The 18,665-nt window shown below is 54.3% G+C and carries 16 protein-coding genes; 2 read left to right on the plus strand and 14 right to left on the minus strand.

The genetic code is table 11. The features are described 5' to 3' along the window. Positions 1-120: 120 nt before the first annotated feature. From LG297_RS17585 to coxB, 13 genes are all read right to left on the minus strand, one after another. The gene (locus LG297_RS17585) at positions 121-2,349 is read right to left on the minus strand and encodes an O-antigen ligase family protein (protein WP_404422552.1); all 2,229 of its coding nucleotides are present in this window, start codon (positions 2,347-2,349) and stop codon (positions 121-123) included. Then, on the minus strand, positions 2,327-3,580 hold the full coding sequence (locus LG297_RS17590; protein ID WP_404422554.1) for a M16 family metallopeptidase: 1,254 nt from the start codon (positions 3,578-3,580) through the stop codon (positions 2,327-2,329). The genes LG297_RS17585 and LG297_RS17590 overlap by 23 nt, the downstream gene beginning before the upstream one ends. A gap of 46 nt (positions 3,581-3,626) precedes the next feature. Further along, entirely contained in the window at positions 3,627-5,024 is a 1,398-nt protein-coding gene (gene thrC / locus LG297_RS17595) for a threonine synthase (protein ID WP_404422556.1), read from the minus strand. A gap of 171 nt (positions 5,025-5,195) precedes the next feature. Beyond that, entirely contained in the window at positions 5,196-5,615 is a 420-nt protein-coding gene (locus tag LG297_RS17600; RefSeq protein WP_404422558.1) for a Crp/Fnr family transcriptional regulator, read from the minus strand. A gap of 103 nt (positions 5,616-5,718) precedes the next feature. Beyond that, positions 5,719-7,206, minus strand: coding sequence for a carboxypeptidase M32 (locus tag LG297_RS17605; RefSeq protein ID WP_404422560.1), 1,488 nt, complete (start codon positions 7,204-7,206; stop codon positions 5,719-5,721). A gap of 111 nt (positions 7,207-7,317) precedes the next feature. Next, positions 7,318-8,040, minus strand: a complete 723-nt coding sequence (locus tag LG297_RS17610; protein ID WP_404422562.1) for an SURF1 family protein — start codon at positions 8,038-8,040, stop codon at positions 7,318-7,320. A 9-nt stretch (positions 8,041-8,049) separates the two neighbouring features. Beyond that, positions 8,050-8,418: a DUF983 domain-containing protein gene (locus LG297_RS17615; protein WP_404422564.1), complete on the minus strand. Its 369-nt coding sequence runs from the start codon at positions 8,416-8,418 to the stop codon at positions 8,050-8,052. A 17-nt stretch (positions 8,419-8,435) separates the two neighbouring features. After that, positions 8,436-9,236 (minus strand): cytochrome c oxidase subunit 3, encoded by an 801-nt coding sequence (locus tag LG297_RS17620; protein ID WP_404422566.1) that lies wholly within the window; start codon positions 9,234-9,236, stop codon positions 8,436-8,438. Positions 9,237-9,306: 70 nt separating this feature from the next. Beyond that, a complete protein-coding gene (locus LG297_RS17625; protein WP_404422568.1) occupies positions 9,307-9,897 on the minus strand; it encodes a cytochrome c oxidase assembly protein in 591 nt (196 codons plus the stop codon). 7 nt (positions 9,898-9,904) lie between these two features. Next, complete coding sequence (locus LG297_RS17630) at positions 9,905-10,042, minus strand: hypothetical protein (protein ID WP_404422570.1); 138 nt, start codon at positions 10,040-10,042, stop codon at positions 9,905-9,907. Next, entirely contained in the window at positions 10,039-10,965 is a 927-nt protein-coding gene (gene cyoE / locus LG297_RS17635; RefSeq protein ID WP_404422572.1) for a heme o synthase, read from the minus strand. The genes LG297_RS17630 and cyoE overlap by 4 nt, the downstream gene beginning before the upstream one ends. A gap of 87 nt (positions 10,966-11,052) precedes the next feature. Continuing rightward, positions 11,053-12,639 carry a cytochrome c oxidase subunit I gene (ctaD, locus tag LG297_RS17640; RefSeq protein ID WP_404422574.1) on the minus strand — a complete coding sequence of 529 codons (1,587 nt, stop codon included), beginning with the start codon at positions 12,637-12,639 and terminating at the stop codon, positions 11,053-11,055. Positions 12,640-12,650: 11 nt separating this feature from the next. Then, positions 12,651-13,502 (minus strand): cytochrome c oxidase subunit II, encoded by an 852-nt coding sequence (gene coxB / locus LG297_RS17645; protein ID WP_404422576.1) that lies wholly within the window; start codon positions 13,500-13,502, stop codon positions 12,651-12,653. 943 nt (positions 13,503-14,445) lie between these two features. On the opposite strand from coxB, the gene LG297_RS17650 reads away from it, so the two are divergent. Then, positions 14,446-15,264 (plus strand): hypothetical protein, encoded by an 819-nt coding sequence (locus LG297_RS17650; protein ID WP_404422578.1) that lies wholly within the window; start codon positions 14,446-14,448, stop codon positions 15,262-15,264. 103 nt (positions 15,265-15,367) lie between these two features. On the opposite strand, the gene LG297_RS17655 is transcribed toward LG297_RS17650, so the two are convergent. Further along, positions 15,368-15,946 carry a YqgE/AlgH family protein gene (locus tag LG297_RS17655; RefSeq protein ID WP_404422580.1) on the minus strand — a complete coding sequence of 193 codons (579 nt, stop codon included), beginning with the start codon at positions 15,944-15,946 and terminating at the stop codon, positions 15,368-15,370. A gap of 360 nt (positions 15,947-16,306) precedes the next feature. Here LG297_RS17655 and LG297_RS17660 point away from each other — a divergent pair, with 360 nt between their 5' ends. Then, a complete protein-coding gene (locus LG297_RS17660; RefSeq protein WP_404422582.1) occupies positions 16,307-18,514 on the plus strand; it encodes a protein-disulfide reductase DsbD family protein in 2,208 nt (735 codons plus the stop codon). Positions 18,515-18,665 lie beyond the last annotated feature (151 nt).

Here is an 18,665-nt window from a genome sequence, read left to right on the forward strand (position 1 = left end):
GGATACCTAAGCAATGCCACAAAGCGATATGGCATTAGAAGAAGATCGCTTAAGAAATCTTTTATCGGAGTCCACAGCCAATTTGGCGTCTCGTGATAACCATAGCAAGGAGATACACACTTATATGTTGGGTTTAGACCATTGTTGTCTGGTTTCTATCCGCAAGGAGTTTGTTAGAAACACACCCAAAAGCAGCCACAATATCCTTTGGTACATCATTTCATGTGCCAGCCCCATAATCGAAGCACCACATATTATTGCCAATAAGGCATACATCTTATCATCTCTGAGCCAACTGGTATTAATCAAGTTCTTCAGGGCAAAAATTCCAATTGGCCCGAAGACAACAACGAAACCAAATATTCCGAATTCAGCCAAAACCCAGAGAAACGAATTATGTATCACAAGCGGAATACCAGCATTCATTTGCTGATGATAAAATGCTCCCAAACCTGCACCAAAAATAGGGAAATCTAAAAACATTTTCCACCCTTCAACCAAGCTCAGTATTCTGTCTTCTTGTACCGAAGCTAGCCCTCCAGCCATTAATTTTTTAGTTAAATATGAGTTTCCTGCATTTCCACCAAACGAGAAAAGTACGCTCTCGAGAAGATAGACTATTACCCCCAACATAATTGCAATCGATACTGTGGTGACAACTCTCCTCAGGTAAGAAAAGCATAAAAAGGCCATTACAACTAGAATTGCACCGTAAGCTGCACGTGAGCCCGTTAAATAAATTGCTAAAAGGAAAATTGCTGAGGAAAAATAATACCAGATATCAAATCGTCTAGAGGCATCAAACCTCAAGAAAATAAAAACCACAGGGAAACAACATACCAAGAAAAAGGCATAAGCATTTGGATTACCAAATAGCGCCAACCACCTGGGGGAATCCCAGCCAAAAGCATATAAAGTTTCGGGATTTAGGAAAATTCTTGAAAAATATTCAATAACCAGCATCACAGATAATGCTAAAATGAGCATCTTAACCAAATAATGAAGACCATCGCGATCCCAAAAAGAGGATAAAGCCATTCCGGAAATAAAATAAGACATCAAAAGGCCAAGACCTATCAACCGGTTATAGAAGGCCCAGCTCAAATAACCATATTTAAAATACCCTAAAAAAAACCCTAAAAGAATTATTAATATTAAAGCTCCCAATGCATAACCACATGAGGCTGAAATCCATATTTCTGACCACATTTTTCTTTGAAAGAATACAAATAAAAATGTCATCCCACAAACAATAGCTATGGGATCAGCAAAATTTAGCATCAACTCTCCCGATCCGACAGGAACGGGAATTTGGACCATAACAAAAACAAAAATAATTACCGGAAGAACCCAAGCCAAAGTAGACAGGAAAAAACCGGAATCCTTTGGTCGACCGTCAGAACCGTTTATCTTCAAACTACTTCTTGAACGGAGAATAATATCCTGCCCGAAAATCACAGATACGTTAATGCCGAGCGCCAAAATCGTCAAAACACCCACACCAACCCCTACGGCGATACCTAACTCAGGAGATAGCGCTGCGGCATCAAATGCAAAAGCAGCGCTAACTTCTCTTAATCCCCATCCTCCAAAACTTATCGGAAAAGAAGCACCCAACATCGTCAGAATTGCCGCGAGAACAGCAAAGATCGATATGCTGTCGATACCAACAACCCCTAGAACCAAACAAAGGTAGCCACCGAGCATAAATAAGTGCATTGCGAGAGTGATCAGCAGCATCCAACACAATCCGCCGCCAACGGATTTTGAGAATATGTGTGATATACCTGCAGTTTGCTGCTCAGAAAGAAAAAAAGAAAAATATATCCCACACGAAATAAAAACAAAAGAAACAGCCAACACCACCATTACAGCAGGTGAGGTATCAAAACTTATCCCACCAAAGCACAGCAGGGCAAAAAAGATAGAGGCGACTAAGAGAATCGAAATCGAAATCGCCCTCTCAACCGCAGTCAGAAAGAATGCGGCTTCTTTGCCCAAAGAGCTTCCAATCAGATAGGACCTAGACAAACTTTGGCCAAAGAAGTTGAAAAATACCAATCCAGAAATTATTGAATATACATTAATTTTGTTCGCCTCTCTTAAGCTGAGATTCACATCAAAAATAGACAAAGAAACCTTGAACCTCACAGAACTCAAGAACTGATTTAAAACCAAAAAAGACACAGAGAAAAAAATAAAATAATAATTTATTTTATTAAAAATATCAGGAAAATTACTCGGATCATAAAAATAAAAAATAATAATGACAGAAAAAATTAAGGTTAACACCTTAATGAGAATAGAATTTCTGCGCAACATTACACTAAACACCAAAAGATTGAGCATCAAACTCAATATCTTCTTTGACCGGGCCAAGCGCCGTCACGGTCGGCGTACCACCAAGCAGGGATTTACCCGCCGCACGCACCCGCTCAAGATCCACCGCGTCAACCTTGGCGACGATTTCCTCGATGGTTTGCGGACCGCCGAAAATCTGGATCTGGCGCGCAAGCGTTTCGCAACGGCCGGAATTGCTTTCCATGCCCATCACGACCGATGCCTTGAGCTGCGCCCGCGCCCGGTTCACTTCTTCCTCGGTCAAATCGACCGTGGCGCGCACCAGTTCGTCACACATCACCGGCATCAGTTCGCCAATGTCATTCGGACCGGTTCCGGCATAAATCGAAAACAGCCCGCCATCGACATAATGTGACGAGAAGCTATAGACCGAATAGACAAGCCCGCGCTTTTCACGGATTTCCTGGAACAGCCGCGAAGACATGCCCCCGCCCAGAAGCGTATTGAACACCTGAAGGTCATAGAAACTGTCATCGGTGTACGAAACCGTCGGCAGGCCGAAAATCACATGCACCTGTTCAAGGTCGCGCTGCTCGATCCGGTTGCCGCCTTCATAACGAAGGGCTTCCATTTCATGATCTTCATGCGCCGGAAGGTTATCGAATTTCGACGAGACCAGATCGACAATCTGCTGATGATCAACCTTGCCCGATGCCGAAAACACCATGCGTTTCGGGCTATAGCGGCGCGACATGAATTCAAACAGATCATCGCGCGACAGCGACGATACATTTTCCGGGCTGCCAAGGATCGACCGGCCAAGCGCCTGATCGGGCAGGGCCGTTTCCTGGAAATAGTCGAACACAATGTCATCGGGCGTGTCGTTGGCCTGCCCGATTTCCTGCAAAATCACCTGACGTTCGCGTTCAAGTTCCTTCGCATCAAGGGTCGAGTTCTGCAAAATATCGGCAATCACATCAATCGCCAGTTCCTGATCTTCATGCAGGACCTTGCAGTAATAGGCCGTATTCTCGCGCGAGGTATAGGCATTCATCTGCCCGCCGACATTTTCGATTTCCTCGGAAATCTGAAGGGCGGAACGACGCCGCGTGCCCTTGAACGCCATATGTTCAAGCATATGGGAAATGCCGTTGATTTCAGGCGTTTCGTTGCGCGCACCCACATCAACCCACGCACCAAGTGCCACGGATTGCACATGCTCAAGGCGGTCGGTCGCAACGATCATCCCGTTGTCAAGCCGGGTAAGCTCGACTGTCATATAGGTATACTCCTGTGTTTTACATCATGCCCGAAATCACACGTCATCAGGCCGCACGCCGCTTTGCGCGAACATGCGCCATCAGGGCGCTGACATCGTTGGACATGGTTTCGGCCTTCTCTGGCCGGTCATATAGGTCAGACAGCCGCGCGGGCAAGTCCGGATAAATCCCCGATGCCTGTTTGACCGCATCCGGGAACTTCGCCGGGTGTGCTGTCGCCAGCGCCACCATCGGCACCGATTTGTCACGATTGCATTTGCGCCCGGCCACAATGCCGATCACCGAATGCGGATCGACAAGCTCGCCACTGGTCGAAAGCACATCCCGGATCGCCGCCCGGGTTTCATCGTCGCTTAACCGATAACCGTCGAAATGTTCGCGTGCGCGGGCAAACTGCCCTTGCGACATTTCCATAATTCCGGTTTCGCGGAATTTGGTCAGCATCCCGGCAATCGCCAGACCATCACGATCATAAAGATCAAACATCAACCGTTCAAAGTTCGAACTGACCTGAATATCCATCGACGGGCTGATGGACGGCTCGACACCTTCCATCTTCATCACACCGCTTTCAAAAAAGCGCGCGAGAATGTCGTTGCGGTTGGCCCCGACCACAAACTGTTTGATCGGAAGCCCCATCTGCATCGCGGCATACCCGGCATAGACATTGCCGAAATTGCCCGACGGCACCGAGAAGGAAAGTTCGCGTTCCGGCGATCCAAGCTGCGCCCCCGCCCAGAAATAATAGGCGATCTGGCACATGATGCGCGCCCAGTTGATCGAATTGACCGCCGAAAGCCCGACCTCGTCGCGAAACGCATGATCATTGAACAATGCCTTCACCAGATCCTGACAATCGTCAAACGATCCCTCGACCGCGATGTTATGCACATTGTCCGACAGGATCGTCGTCATCTGGCGGCGCTGGACTTCGGAAACGCGGCCCTTCGGATGCAGGATGAAAATATCGATATTTTCCCGGTCCCGGCAGGCTTCAATTGCCGCCGACCCGGTATCGCCCGACGTCGCCCCGACAATCGTGATGCGTTCGCCGCGCTTGGCCAGAACATGGTCAAACAGCCGCCCGACCACCTGCAACGCATAATCCTTGAACGCCAGGGTCGGCCCATGGAAAAGCTCCATCACCCAGTCATTGGCACCAAGCTGCTTAAGCGGTGCCACCGCTTCGTGATCAAACCCGGCATAGGTATCTTCAAGGATGGATTTCAACGCCTCATCATCGACCGAACCGGTCGTGAAGGGCTGGATCACCTTATAGGCAACCTCGGCATACGTCAGGGTTCGCAGCGCACGAATGTCATCGGCAGTAAAGGTCGGCCAGGTTTCCGGCACATACAATCCGCCATCACGGGCCAGACCGGCCAAAAGGACATCATCAAACTGCAAAACGGGGGCGGTTCCCCGCGTGCTGACATAACGCAACGACCTGTGCTCCTGAATTGGGCTTTCACAACATTCAGGCACCTTTGCCCCAAACGGACAAAGACACTCCAAACCGAAAGTTAGTGAGGGGAACAGCCGCCATAGTCAAGGGTCAATCCGGCAGATCAGGCGTGCTTTGCGCAATATCGCGTAACGCCGCGTGATCGCTGCCTATTTATCAAGCTCGATCCCGTGTTCCTTGAGCTTGGCTTCCGCCACGGCGGCCCGGCGCACCACCGTGCGATAGTTATTCAAAAGAATCCGCAGGATCGCCTTGATGAAGCGGTCGGACGCCGCCATTTTTTTCTCGAACATCTGGCGATTGATCGCAATCAGGACCGTCCGTTCGCAGGCGCGCGCCGATGCCATGCGCGGCTCGTTATCGACAAGGGCCAACTCGCCAAACAGGCCACCGGCTTCTATTCTGCCCAGAATGACTTCCTCGTCGCCATTCATGGTTTTATAGATTTCAACCCGGCCTTCCTGCACGACAAAGGCCGCACTTCCCGGTTTTCCTTCCCGAAAAATGATCTGATCGGCGGCATAAACATGCCGATCCATGACTTTCTTGTTGCCGTCGGTTATTCCCATGACACTTCCGGGAAAAGGGTTAAGGGTTAGGGCTCATGCCTGCCGTCACCTGTGCCGGAAGCATGGTCGATGCTAGCAGATAAGTACCGCCAATCAATCAGTTTTACCCGCCATACCTGTTTTCCATATGTGCCCTGAACGCCGCGACGCCAAGGGGTTGTCCCGTTGCCTCGATCAGTATCTCGTCGGTTGATTTGCTCGATGCCTTGCTGTGGATATTTTCGCCAAGCCACCCCATCAGCGGGCTGAAATCACCGCGCGACAGTGCCGCGGGGATTTCCGGCCGGGCCTTTTTCGCCGCAGCAAAAATCTGGGCGGCCGCCATCGCGCCTAGCGTATAGGTCGGGAAATATCCCCACGCCCCCGACGGCCAATGGATATCCTGCATGCAGCCATCCCTGTCATCGGTTGGCCGAATACCCAGCAACTTGCCCATCATTTCGTTCCACGCACCGGGCAGATCGCCAAGTTTCATGTCGCCTTCGATCAGCGCGCGCTCCAGACGATACCGCAGGATCACATGCGCCGGATACGTCACCTCGTCCGCATCCACGCGGATCAGGCCCGGCTCGACCCGTGTATAAAGCCGATGCAGGTTGCCCGCATTCCACGCCCCGTCATCACCACCAAACGCCGCCTTGAAGACCGGCCCGGCATAGGTCAGGAATTCTTCCGACCGGCTGGCCTGCATTTCCACCAGAAGCGACTGGCTTTCATGCAGGGTCATGCCGCGCGCCTTGCCCACCGGCTGATTGCGCCACGCGCCCGGCAATCCGCGTTCATACATCGCATGACCGGTTTCGTGCAGAACGCCCATGATCGCCGATGTGAAATCATTCTCGTCATAGCGCGTCGTGATGCGCACATCATCGGGAATGCCGCCACAGAACGGATGATGCGAAATATCCAGACGTCCGTGATCGAAATCAAAACCGACCGCCTTCATCAGATCCAGACCGACCCTGTTCTGAACCGGTATCGGGAATGGCCCGGTCGGGCTGATCGGGGCTGCTTCGGATTTCTGGCGTTCAATGACCTCGGCGGTAAAGGATGGCAGGAACGCTTCCAGTTCGGCAAACAGGCTATCGATCCGGTCCGAGCGCATCATCGGATCGTACTGATCCAGCAACGCATCATAGACCGACGTCCCCAGCGCCTCGGCCTTGGCTTTGCCCGCCTCGATCGACAGGTCAAGAACGGTCTGAAGTTTCGGCAACAACCCGGCAAAATCGTTATCGGCCCGCGCCCCGCGCCATGCGACTTCGCACGACGTCGCCGCCAGTGACATCTTTTCCACCAGATCGGACGGCACCGCCGTGCCATGCACCCAGTTGCGTTTCATTTCCGCCAGATTGGCCCTCTGCCACGCATCAAGGTTTTCACCCCCGGCTTCCTCGATCAGATCACCCATATCCGGGGCATTGATCAGTTCATTTGCCATGACATCAAGGGTCGCCAGTTGCTCGGACCGGGCATTGGCCCCGCCATTGGGCATCATTGCCGCCATATCCCAATGCAGCATGCCGCCGATATCGGACAGAACATTGATCCGGCGAAAACGGGCTTCAAGCGATTTATAGGCGTCAGTCATGGGAACTCCTGTTCGGCGGAACCGGAAAATCTGGAAAGCCGGGCAAACGAAACGCCGCAACCGGTATCGGGCAGCGTTCCGTCAGGCCGTCGGAAATATCGTCAGAAAGGATCAGCTTTCGGCGTCATCTTTCTGCGGGCGGCGGTGATAAAGAATAAAGATCACAATCAGCGAAAGCGCAAGGCTGTACCAGGTGATCGCATATTGAAGATGATTGTTCGGCAGATCGATTTTCGCCTGCCCGCCAATCGGCAATCCGCCGGGGATTTCGGTTTCATCCAGTTCAAGATAATACCGGCTGGCAAGGTCCGCCCCGCTATCCTCGGCCATCGCATCGACATCGACAAAGAACCACTGGTTTTCCAGCGGTTCGTTTTCCGGCTGAACCCAGTGGCGGGTTTGCGGCAGGCGCAACACGCCCGTCACCCGGACATTGCCGTCAATCAGGCTGTCAGGGCGGGTTGACGGATCGCGATAATCCTGCGGCACCCAGCCGCGATTGACCAGAATGATCCGGCCATCTTCCTGTTCCAGCGGCGTGATCAGATGAAAACCGATATTGCCCCGGCGTGTGCGCGCCATCAGATACATTTCCTGATCGTTCAGGAAATGACCCTCGGCATAGGCGGCATGAAACGCCATCGCCGGATCGGGATCAACATCGGTCGGCACCGGGATCGGCGGCAATGCCGCCTGCGCCTGACGTTCGGCAATCAGGTTCTGTTTCCAGAACAGGCGATCCACCTGCCATGACCCAAGTCCCAGAAGGATCACAAGGGCAAGACCGGTACAGATTTTGATCGCAGGGCTTGGGCGTGTCGTCAGAAGCGGCATCTATTGAATTCAATCCTGTTCGGAAGTCGACCGATGGCGATATTGCAGCGCCACCATGAGGCCTTTTAACGGTCGCAGCAAGGCCAGTGTTACCCCGATGATGGTCGGGAACCACAACACCGCATGCAGCCACAAAGGCGGCATATAGGTCATCTCGACCCAAAGGGCCATCGGCACCACGACAAAACCAAGGATAAAGATGATGAAGACGGCCGGACCATCGCCGGCATCATGCCCCCGCAGGTCAAGACCGCATTGATCACAATGTTCACGAACCGTCAGGAAGCCCGAAAACAACTTTCCCCCGCCGCAACGGGGGCATCTGCATGCCAGCCCGGTGCGAATGGGGGAAAGTGCAGGATAATAATCCTTGGTCATTGGCTGACCGCGTCCTTTTATTCGCCGCCCCAGATGTAAACGGCAAAGAACAGGAACAGCCAGACAACGTCAACGAAATGCCAGTACCATGCGGCGGCTTCCAGACCGAAATGATGATCGGGTTTAAAGCCGTCCTTGATCGCGCGCACAAGGCAGACCGCCAGGAACACCGTACCGACAAACACATGGAACCCGTGGAAACCGGTCGCCATATAGAAGGTCGATGAATAGATGCCATCGGCAAAACCGAATGCCGCATGGCTGTATTCATAGGCCTGCAGGCCGAGGAAGATAACGCCAAGACCAACGGTCAGCGCCAGCCCCTGAACCATATCCTTTTTCTTGCCCTCAAGGCAGCCATGATGCGCCCAGGTCAGCGTGCAACCCGACAAAAGCAGGATCAGCGTATTGAGGAACGGCAAATCCCACGGATCAAGAACTTCGACACCTGCGGGCGGCCATTCGGTCACACCGGGGCTGAAAATAATGAACGCGTTGTGGAAGAACGCCCAGAAGAAGGCGACAAAGAACATCACCTCGGACGCGATGAACAGCGACATGCCATACCGCAGTCCGATCTGCACAACCTTGTTGTGATAGACGCTGGACTCGCTGATCACGTTGCTCCACCAGCGGAACATCACGAACAGGATGCCCGCCAGGCCAAGCGCTGCCAGCCAGAAATCTGTCGGCGCACGATCCGAATGCATGAACATGACCATGCCACCGGTAAACAGCCCCGCAGACAACGCAGCCACCAACGGCCACGGGCTCGGGTCTACCAGATGGAACGGATGTTTCTGAGCGTGATCACTCATTCCTCGCCCCCCTCAATCCTCACAAATGAAACCTTTAAAGCTCTCTTCATTGGAAACCCGGACAAAAGCCCTAGCCTCCCTTTCCTTTATCCCCGTCCGGGCCTTCGACCGATGCCTCGGCCTTATAGAAGGTATAGGACAGGGTAATGGTCTTCACGTCACGGGTATTCGGGTCTTCTGCAATCGCCGGATCGACATAGAAACTGACCGGCATATCCACACGCTGGCCGGGTTCAAGCGTCTGCTCGTCAAAACAGAAACAGGCGATCTTGCTGAAATACTGCCCGGCCTTAAGCGGCGTTACATTGTAAACCGCCTGACCGGTGACCGGTTTGACCGACATATTTTCGGCCATGTAATAGGCAAGGTTGTCCTCGCCAAGCTTCACGGTCATTTCGCGCTGTTCGGGTTTGAACTGCCACGGCAGGCGGGAATTCACATCGGCATTGAACCGGATTTTGATGGTCTGTTCCGAAACATTGCGCGGCGCATCGGTGCCAACCTGTGTTGTGCCACCATATCCCGTCACCTGACAAAACAGCTCATAAAGCGGAACCGAAGCATAAGACAGGCCAATCATGCCACCGACAACGGCAACACAACTGATCAATACGCGCTTGTTTCGCGCCTTTGTTTTGTCCGCATGCTTCTGATCAGCCATATGTTTCCTAGCTCATCTTAAGAATGGTAATGGCGAAAAACAGAACCGCCAACCCGCCAAGAATGACAAGAAACGCCCAGTTCTTCTTGCGCCGTTTGGCGTAAAACGCCTCAAGCTCGGCTTTGGTCATTTTGGGTTCGGTCATGCCAGATATCCCTTGATCCAGACATCGGCGACCATCGCCCCGAACAGGACAAACAGATACAGGATCGAATACCCGAACATTTTGTGCGGTGCTTTTTCTTCCGCATTGCGCAGCACGCGAACCGCATGACGCAGGAACCAAAGCCCGGTCAGAACCGCCGTCACACCGTAAAACACACCCAGCAACCCGGTCGCAACCGGCACAAGGGTCACGGGCAGCAACAGGATGGTATAAATCAGCATCTGCTTTTTGGTCGCGGCCTCACCGGCCACAACCGGCATCATCGGCACACCGACCTTGGCATAATCGCCGCAGCGAAACAGGGCCAGTGCCCAGAAATGCGGCGGCGTCCACATAAAGATAATCAGAAACAGCGCAATCGAATTGATATCAATCCCGCCGGTCACCGACGCCCAGCCGATCATCGGGGGAAATGCTCCGGCGGCACCGCCAATGACGATATTCTGCGGCGTGCTGCGTTTCAGCCACATGGTGTAAACGAACACGTAAAACGCAATCGACACCGCCAGAAGGGCGGCGGCGGCAAAATTGATCGCAACCGCCATCACGGTCACGGAAAGGATGGATAACGCAATCCCCAGCGAAAGCGCCTCTTCGGCGGGCACACGGCCGGCCGGAATCGGGCGGTTCCGGGTGCGTTTCATGTGGATGTCGATATCGCGGTCGTACCACATGTTGATCGATGCCGCCGCCCCGCTGGCAACGGCAATACAGGCAATCGCAACCAGCGCCAGAAACGGATGGATCGTTCCCGGTGCAATCAAAAGCCCCACGGCACCGGTAAACACCACAAGGGTCATCACACCGGGTTTCAGCAACGCAATATAGTCGCGCACTTCCGATACCGGCAATGCAGCGACATTATCGATTGCAAGAATCTGCTGGGTGGCCTGCTTGGTCATGTAATCCTGGTCTTTACTTCTTTGGGCGGTCGTATGTTCCCCGCCGGGAACCAACGGGCACCGGCGGGGAACGCAAGATCGGATCAATTACTTGATGCGCGGCAGTTCGTCAAAGGTATGGAACGGCGGCGGCGAGCTGACGGTCCATTCCAGTGTATCCGCACCTTCGCCATATGGGTTGGCTTCGGCCTTTTTGCCACGGATGAAGGCATGTGCCACCAGCCCGACAAAGAAGATCGTCGCCGCGAACGAAAGATACGCGCCATAGGACGAAACCAGGTTCCAGCCCGCAAACGCATCCGGGTAATCGGCATAACGGCGCGGCATGCCGGCCAGCCCCAGGAAGTGCTGCGGGAAGAAGGTCAGGTTCACACCGATAAAGAACAGCCAGAAGTGGATTTTACCGCCAAGATCGGAAATCTCGTAACCCGACATCTTGCTGAACCAGTAATAGAAGCCCGCAAAGATCGAGAACACAGCCCCCAGCGACAGCACATAGTGGAAATGCGCCACCACGAAATAGGTATCGTGCAGCGGCAGATCCATGCCGGAGTTCGCCAGGATAACGCCCGTCACACCGCCAACGGTGAACAGGAAGATAAAGCCGATCGCCCACAGCATCGGTGCGCGAAGCTCGATAGAGCCACCCCACATCGTTGCAATCCACGAAAAGATCTTAACCCCGGTCGGCACCGCAATCACCATCGTTGCCGCGGTGAAATAGGCGCGCGTATTGACATCAAGGCCGACGGTATACATGTGGTGTGCCCACACGATGAAACCGACAACACCGATTGCGACCATGGCATAGGCCATCCCGAGATAGCCGAAAATCGGCTTGCGCGAGAAGGTCGAAATGATGTGGCTGATGATGCCAAAGCCCGGCAGGATCATGATGTAAACTTCCGGATGACCGAAGAACCAGAACAGGTGCTGGTACAGGATCGGGTCACCGCCACCGGCCGGATTGAAGAAATCCGTGCCAAAGTTGCGGTCGGTCAGAAGCATCGTGATCGCGCCACCAAGAACCGGCACCGCCAGAAGCAGAAGGAATGCGGTTACCAGCATCGCCCACGCAAACAGCGGCATCTTGTGAAGCGTCATGCCCGGTGCGCGCATGTTGAAAATGGTGGTGATGAAGTTCACCGCACCCAGGATCGAGCTCGCACCGGCAAGGTGCAACGCAAAGATCGCCAGATCAACAGAAGCGTCCGGATGGCCAAGCGAGGCCGACAGCGGCGGATAAACCGTCCAGCCCGTCCCGGCACCGCTGCCGACAACGGCAGACAGCATCAGAAGCACGAAGGCCGGCACGATCAGCCAGAACGAAATATTGTTCAGTCGCGGGAACGCCATGTCGGGCGCGCCGATCATGATCGGCACGAACCAGTTGCCAAAACCGCCAATCATGGCGGGCATGACAACAAAGAACACCATGATCATGCCGTGTGCCGTGACCAGAACGTTAAAGAACTGGTGGTCTTCGATGATCTGCGTTCCCGGATGCGCCAGTTCCATACGGAACCAGACCGAAAACGCCCCGCCGATCAGACCGGCAACCAGCGAGAAAGCAAGATAAAGCGTGCCGATATCCTTGTGGTTGGTCGAAAGGAACCAACGGGTAAAGAAACCGGGCATGTGATCATCATGCGAATGTGTGTCAGCGTGAGCCATAAATCTCTCCCTCACTCTGCCGAAGCCACGGAAACCGCTGACGGCAGATCAACCGACGCGAATCTCTCCTGGGCCTCTTCGACCCATGCCTCGTATTCTTCCATGGTCACGGCTTTCACCGCGATCGGCATGTAGGCGTGGTTCACGCCACAAAGTTCCGAACACTGGCCATAGAAAGTGGTGCCTGCATATTCGCCCGGAATGCGGGTCCAGGTTTCGTTCAGGCGGCCCGGCACGGCATCAAGCTTGATGAACAGCGACGGCATGGCCCAGTTATGGATCACATCGTCCGATGTCATGATCAGGCGGATATTGGTGTCAACCGGCAGCACAACGGGGTTGTCCACATCCAGAAGGCGCATCTTGCCTTCTGCAACGGCGGTTTCCTCGTCGATCATAAGGGAATCGAACGTGAAATTGCCACTGTCGGGATATTCGTACGTCCAGTACCACTGCTTGCCGATGATCTTCAGCGTCATATCGGCGTCCTCGACCCGATCTGCGTAATACAGCAGACGGAACGACGGGATCGCGATAATCAGAAGGATCAGGACCGGCGCCACAGTCCATACGATTTCAAGAAGCGTATGGTGGGTGGTCTTGGACGGGACGGGATTCCGTTTCCGGCTGAAGCGGAAAAGAACATAAAGCAACAACAGCAGGACGATCACCGTAACGGCGGTCATCAGCCATGTCAGAAGAATAAAGAAATCATGGCCCTGTACAGCCACCGGCGACACCGGGTGCTGAAGACCCAGTTGCCATGGCTCAGGCTGACCAACCGCGGCAAGCGCGGCACTATCCAGTCCGGTCAGAACTGCCAATCCCAGCAAAAGAATGGGAAACAGCATCTTGATCGACATGCGAATCTGCCCCCTCGCATTACATCTCAAGGCAATTTGTCCAAAGGAAAGCCACATCGTGACCTCCGACATTTTACGAACATAGCGGGTTGTTCGTTCGCCGAAAAGGCATGCCGTGATGACTCAACCATAAATCGGCACAGCCATCTGGATCGCGACGTAACATCAGACAAACCTGATTTTTAAACCCGCCTGCATTGCGGCACAACGGTATGGCAGGCAAATAGCCTATCTTCACACCCTGTTCCAGAAAAAACCTCGCTGCGTTGCACAAAAATATTACTTGTCCTTTCAGGAATTTAGCGCACTGGTTCAATTTTTTTCTAAATCCAACCCCCTATCCCTGCGATAGAAATCCTGCCATTCCTTATCGCGCGGCGCCATCATACCTTCGTTTGCTGCCACGCAGCACAGGATCGGAAAATATCCGTCCGGCGGTAAAAACCGCAGGTCAAATCGTCATTCGGGTACGGATTTATTGCAATTCCCCGAACGACGCGACTTTGACTGTCGATACACCGGCAATTCCGCAAAGTTATCCACAGGTAAAGCCATCACAATCAACCGCTTACCGGCTTCCGATTCGGAATATCGGGCATCCCTGATCCCGATGGCGCAATCCGTTACCCGCACCAAAGCACAGGGATTTTCGGATGCACCGCACAAAGGTTGATAATCCATGCGATCTCTGTGATTGTTGTCTCAAAGGACCTGCCGGATCAAACGCGCACCGGCCTTCCGTTTTCGGGACACGAAACCTACATAAAAATGCGCAGATGCCTTTAATTGCGGGAGTTTCCCCCAATATCAGGTGAACGGATCCAGCCGATTGATCGATTGGCTAGGTTTGTTCCATTCGGAAGTATTATTTTTCTGTCCTTTGGATGATTGTTGATTATCATCCGGGCAGGATTACCGTGACGTTTCAGATCGAGGTTCGCTCATGTCCCGCCAAGGAAGCAAAAAGCTTTTCACCGCAGAGCTCCGGCTGCTCAACAAGCTGGAAAGTATGAGTGATATCGTCTCCATGCCGTTACCGGCACCGGCCGCTGATGGCGGTGCCACCGGTGGTGCGGATATGTCCTCACTCCATAATGCGATCGAGGATCTGAAGGCAGAACTTCTGTCCGACATCCGCATCATGATGGAAGAACAGAAAAAGCTTAACGCGCAACCCAAGGATGATGATCAGGAAGATGCCCGCAAGGAGCTTCGACTGCTCAAAACCGAAATTCGCGCGCTGGCCAATTCCATTCAGGAAACCAAGCGCGAAATCGCCGCCCTCTATACCGCGCCGGACGACAGCAGCGGCACACGGCTTAACATCGTCAAGGGCGAGCTGGATTCCGTCGTCGCCGCGACCGAGGATGCCACCGCCAACATCCTTGAAACCGTCGAGAAAATCGATGCCGTCGCCCACAATATCCGCTCTGCCGCGCCCGATGACTACACGCAAGGGTTGGCCGACGACATCGTCGATCTGGTGGTCAAGGTGTTCGAATCCTGCAACTTCCAGGACCTGACCGGGCAGCGCATCACCAAAGTCGTCAACACCATGAAATATATCGAGGAACGCGTGACCCGCGTGATCGAAATCTGGGGCGAGGATGACTTCGGCGAGTTCGATCTGCCCGCCGACCCCAAAGGCCAGGACAATCTGGACAAAACCGTCACCCGCGCACCGCAGAATGTCGAGCGCGTCAGCCAGGACGAAATCGATCAGATCTTCTCGCAGGAAGAAATCGACGCCCTGTTCGATTGACGCCCTTTGCATTTAAGGCCCTGGCCGGTCTGAAACTGTCACCAAAATACCAAAGCCTGCCGGAAACGGCAGGCTTTTTCATGACCGGATCATGACGGAAAAATCAGGCGTGACCGGCCTCGCCCGAAAGAAGTTCGGGGGCAAAGCCCAGCTTGCCAAAGGCCCGTTCCCATTTGTCTTCGCAATCGGTGTCAAACAGAAGGTCCGCATCCGCATCGACATGCAGCCAGCCATTGGCAAGAATTTCACTTTCAAGCTGCCCGCTGCGCCATCCGGCATAACCAAGGGCCAGAATGCTGCGTTTCGGGCCTTCGCCCAGTGCAATCTGTTCAAGGATATCGACCGTTGCCGTCACCGAAACACCGGGATCGACATGCAGGGTCGCCTCGTTCTCAAAATCGGTACTGTGCAAAACAAACCCGCGACCGCTCTCGACCGGGCCGCCGAAATGTACCTGAATATCGGCAATCGTCGGGGCCGGGCGTGCAATGCCAAGCTGTTCAAGCAATTCCGGAAACGTGATGCTGTCGATCAGCCGGTTGATCACCAGCCCCATCGCCCCATCTTCGTTATGGGCACAGATATAGACCACGCTTTGCGAAAAGCGGGGGTCACGCATGCCCGGCATCGCCACAAGCAGCTTCCCTTCAAGATATTCGCCAGTGTGATCTCTAATTCCCATTCCCGAACTTTTCCTGTGCTGTTCACGCAAGCCTAACGCGATCCGTCGCGTATTACCACCGAAAGCCACCTTTGCCTTAACTTCGCACAAAATGACATTGATCAACGACGAAACGCGCCACTGCTTTACATGTAGGTAGCCCAACATGCAATCGACAGGAATATCGCCATAAAAATGATGGTATCCTGCGATGAGACGCCCCGGCACACAAACGGGTAACGCAGTCGTGCCTTGCAGTGAACATCAACAGGATTTAGCCATCATATTCGTGGCAAGCCGGTGGCACAAAGCCCGGTTTTGTGCCATATCCACCAAACGGGATACCGTCGTGCCTGCTTCGAAAACCAGAAGGAAACAACCGTGATCCGGTCTTTGCTTGTCACCCTTGGCCTGTTTATCACCGCCCTCGCCCCGCTCGGTGCGAGCGCGCAGACGGCCGCCAGCAACTGGGTCGACGAGGATTTCGCATCGGTTCGCCTGATCAGCGCGCGCGACGCCATCGCTGGCCGCGATGAAATCCGCCTTGGTCTTGAATTCGACTTGCAGCCCGACTGGAAAATCTATTGGCGCAGCGCCGGGGATGCCGGTTTCCCGCCGCAACTCGACTGGACCGGATCAGCCAATATCGGCAACGGTGAAATCCGCTGGCCCGCCCCGCATCGGTTCTCGATCTTTGGCCTCGAAACCTTCGGCTACAAGGATCACGTCATCCTGCCGATTGATGTGCCGATCACCGACCCGGCACAAGGCGCAAACATCAGTCTTGATGTCGATTATCTGGTCTGTAGCGACGTCTGCATCCCCGCACAGGCAAACTTCACCCTCGATATCCCCGCCAGCCTTTCGGGGGACACAAACGGCGATACGGCAGGCATCAGCCGCTTTGCCCACGACATCGAAAAATTCGCATCCCGTGTGCCGCTTCGCGGGAACAACCTGCCGATGTCGGTCACCGATATCTGGCAGTCGGTCGAAAATGACGAAACCGTTCTCAATGTCACCGTCACCGGCCTTGATCAAACCACGACCGACCCGGTTGAAATCCTGATCGAAGGCAATGTTCGCCTCGGCTTTGGCGTGCCGGTTCCAACCGAAACCGATGACGCAACCGGCACACAGCAATTCCGGCTCCCGATCTATGGCCTCAAGGACGGTCAGACCACGATTGGCGATGACATGATCGTCACCGTCATTGCTGGCCCCCTTGCCATCGAACAGGACCGCCAGATCGCCGCTGCCCCGTCCGGCAGCAGCAACACCGGTGCCAGCACCACCACGCCCCCCACCGGCAACACCGCCATCACCAGCCTCTGGCTGATCGGCGCGCTGGCCCTTCTGGGCGGGTTTATCCTCAATTTCATGCCCTGCGTCCTGCCGGTCCTGTCGATCAAGGTCATGTCGGCGATGAAGGCGCAAGGCTCCGAGCGTAGTGCAACGCGCCGCGGCTTCCTTGCCAGTGCGGCGGGCATCATCACCTCCTTCTGGCTGATCGCGCTCGTTCTGATCGCGATCAAGCTTGCGGGTGGCACGATTGGCTGGGGTATCCAGTTCCAGCAACCCCTGTTCCTGACCGTGATGACCATCATCGTGGCCCTGTTTGCCTTCAATATGTGGGGCCTGTTTGAAATCAATGGTCCGGCCGAACTCGGCAATGCCGCCAATGATGCCATCACCACGCGCGAACAATCCGGAAGCCACCTTGGCGGTCATTTCCTGACCGGCATGTTCGCCACCCTGCTTGCCACCCCCTGCTCGGCCCCGTTCCTTGGCACGGCGGTCGGTTTCGCCCTGGCCGGCAGCAACTTTGACATCGTCTGGATATTCACCCTGCTTGGCATCGGGCTTGCCATTCCTTATCTCGCGATTGCCGCCCGGCCCGAAATCGCCCGCCTTCTGCCCAAACCGGGCCGCTGGATGGGCTTTGTCAAAGGGGTTCTGGGCGTGGCCCTTGCTGGCACCGCCATCTGGCTGCTGTCGGTTCTGGCCGTGCAGATCGGCATGGGCGGGGCGATTGCGGTTGGTGTGGCCCTTGTGATTGCCGGTATCCTTCTGTTTGCCCGTCACCGCACAACGCTACAGAAACGCAAATTCGCCTTTACCGCACTCGCCACCCTTGGCGTGCTGGCCGCCCTGTTTGCACCGGGCTTTTCCAAGGCCCCGGTGCGCGACACGGCGGCCACCGAAACCGCCACCGGCAAACTCCCGTGGCAGCCATTCGCGCCGGATGACATCGCGCGCCACGTTGCCGATGGCAAAACCGTACTGGTCGATATTACCGCCGATTGGTGTGTGAGCTGTCAGGTCAACAAAAAGCTGGTCCTTGAAACCGCCGAAATCACCGATGCCCTGTCGGCGGACAACATCGTCCTGATGCAGGGCGACTGGACCCGCCCGGACCCGCTAATCTCGCAATATCTCGCCGGATATGGCCGTTATGGCATTCCGTTCAACGCGGTATTTGGCCCCAAGGCGGAAAAAGGCATCCTGCTTTCGGAACTTCTCGGCAAGAAAGAAGTTCTGGATGCATTGGCCGGGGCAACCGGCGGGGCTGATCTTGTCAAAAACTGATCCGGTCCATGTCTTTGCATGTCTCGGCCGGAATGCAGGGATGGATGACAAAGATTTGAAACCATCGCAACATCACCGGATATGATTGAAGATCAATCCGTTTTGCTGTTTGATGGCCCGATCCAATCACCAGAACAAGGGCGGCAATAAA

This window comes from Thalassospira australica (assembly GCF_044790785.1).
In the GTDB taxonomy this organism is placed as follows: domain Bacteria; phylum Pseudomonadota; class Alphaproteobacteria; order Rhodospirillales; family Thalassospiraceae; genus Thalassospira; species Thalassospira australica_A.

What these genes read in the sequence shown, in the direction of transcription:
- LG297_RS17585 (WP_404422552.1), bottom strand. Translation starts at nt 2,349, where the DNA reads ATGCTCAATCTTTTGGTGTTTAGTGTAATGTTGCGCAGAAATTCTATT.
- LG297_RS17590 (WP_404422554.1), bottom strand. Translation starts at nt 3,580, where the DNA reads ATGACAGTCGAGCTTACCCGGCTTGACAACGGGATGATCGTTGCGACC.
- LG297_RS17600 (WP_404422558.1), bottom strand. Translation starts at nt 5,615, where the DNA reads ATGGGAATAACCGACGGCAACAAGAAAGTCATGGATCGGCATGTTTAT.
- LG297_RS17605 (WP_404422560.1), bottom strand. Translation starts at nt 7,206, where the DNA reads ATGACTGACGCCTATAAATCGCTTGAAGCCCGTTTTCGCCGGATCAAT.
- LG297_RS17610 (WP_404422562.1), bottom strand. Translation starts at nt 8,040, where the DNA reads ATGCCGCTTCTGACGACACGCCCAAGCCCTGCGATCAAAATCTGTACC.
- LG297_RS17615 (WP_404422564.1), bottom strand. Translation starts at nt 8,418, where the DNA reads ATGACCAAGGATTATTATCCTGCACTTTCCCCCATTCGCACCGGGCTG.
- LG297_RS17620 (WP_404422566.1), bottom strand. Translation starts at nt 9,236, where the DNA reads ATGAGTGATCACGCTCAGAAACATCCGTTCCATCTGGTAGACCCGAGC.
- LG297_RS17625 (WP_404422568.1), bottom strand. Translation starts at nt 9,897, where the DNA reads ATGGCTGATCAGAAGCATGCGGACAAAACAAAGGCGCGAAACAAGCGC.
- LG297_RS17630 (WP_404422570.1), bottom strand. Translation starts at nt 10,042, where the DNA reads ATGACCGAACCCAAAATGACCAAAGCCGAGCTTGAGGCGTTTTACGCC.
- cyoE (WP_404422572.1), bottom strand. Translation starts at nt 10,965, where the DNA reads ATGACCAAGCAGGCCACCCAGCAGATTCTTGCAATCGATAATGTCGCT.
- ctaD (WP_404422574.1), bottom strand. Translation starts at nt 12,639, where the DNA reads ATGGCTCACGCTGACACACATTCGCATGATGATCACATGCCCGGTTTC.
- coxB (WP_404422576.1), bottom strand. Translation starts at nt 13,502, where the DNA reads ATGTCGATCAAGATGCTGTTTCCCATTCTTTTGCTGGGATTGGCAGTT.
- LG297_RS17650 (WP_404422578.1), top strand. Translation starts at nt 14,446, where the DNA reads ATGTCCCGCCAAGGAAGCAAAAAGCTTTTCACCGCAGAGCTCCGGCTG.
- LG297_RS17655 (WP_404422580.1), bottom strand. Translation starts at nt 15,946, where the DNA reads ATGGGAATTAGAGATCACACTGGCGAATATCTTGAAGGGAAGCTGCTT.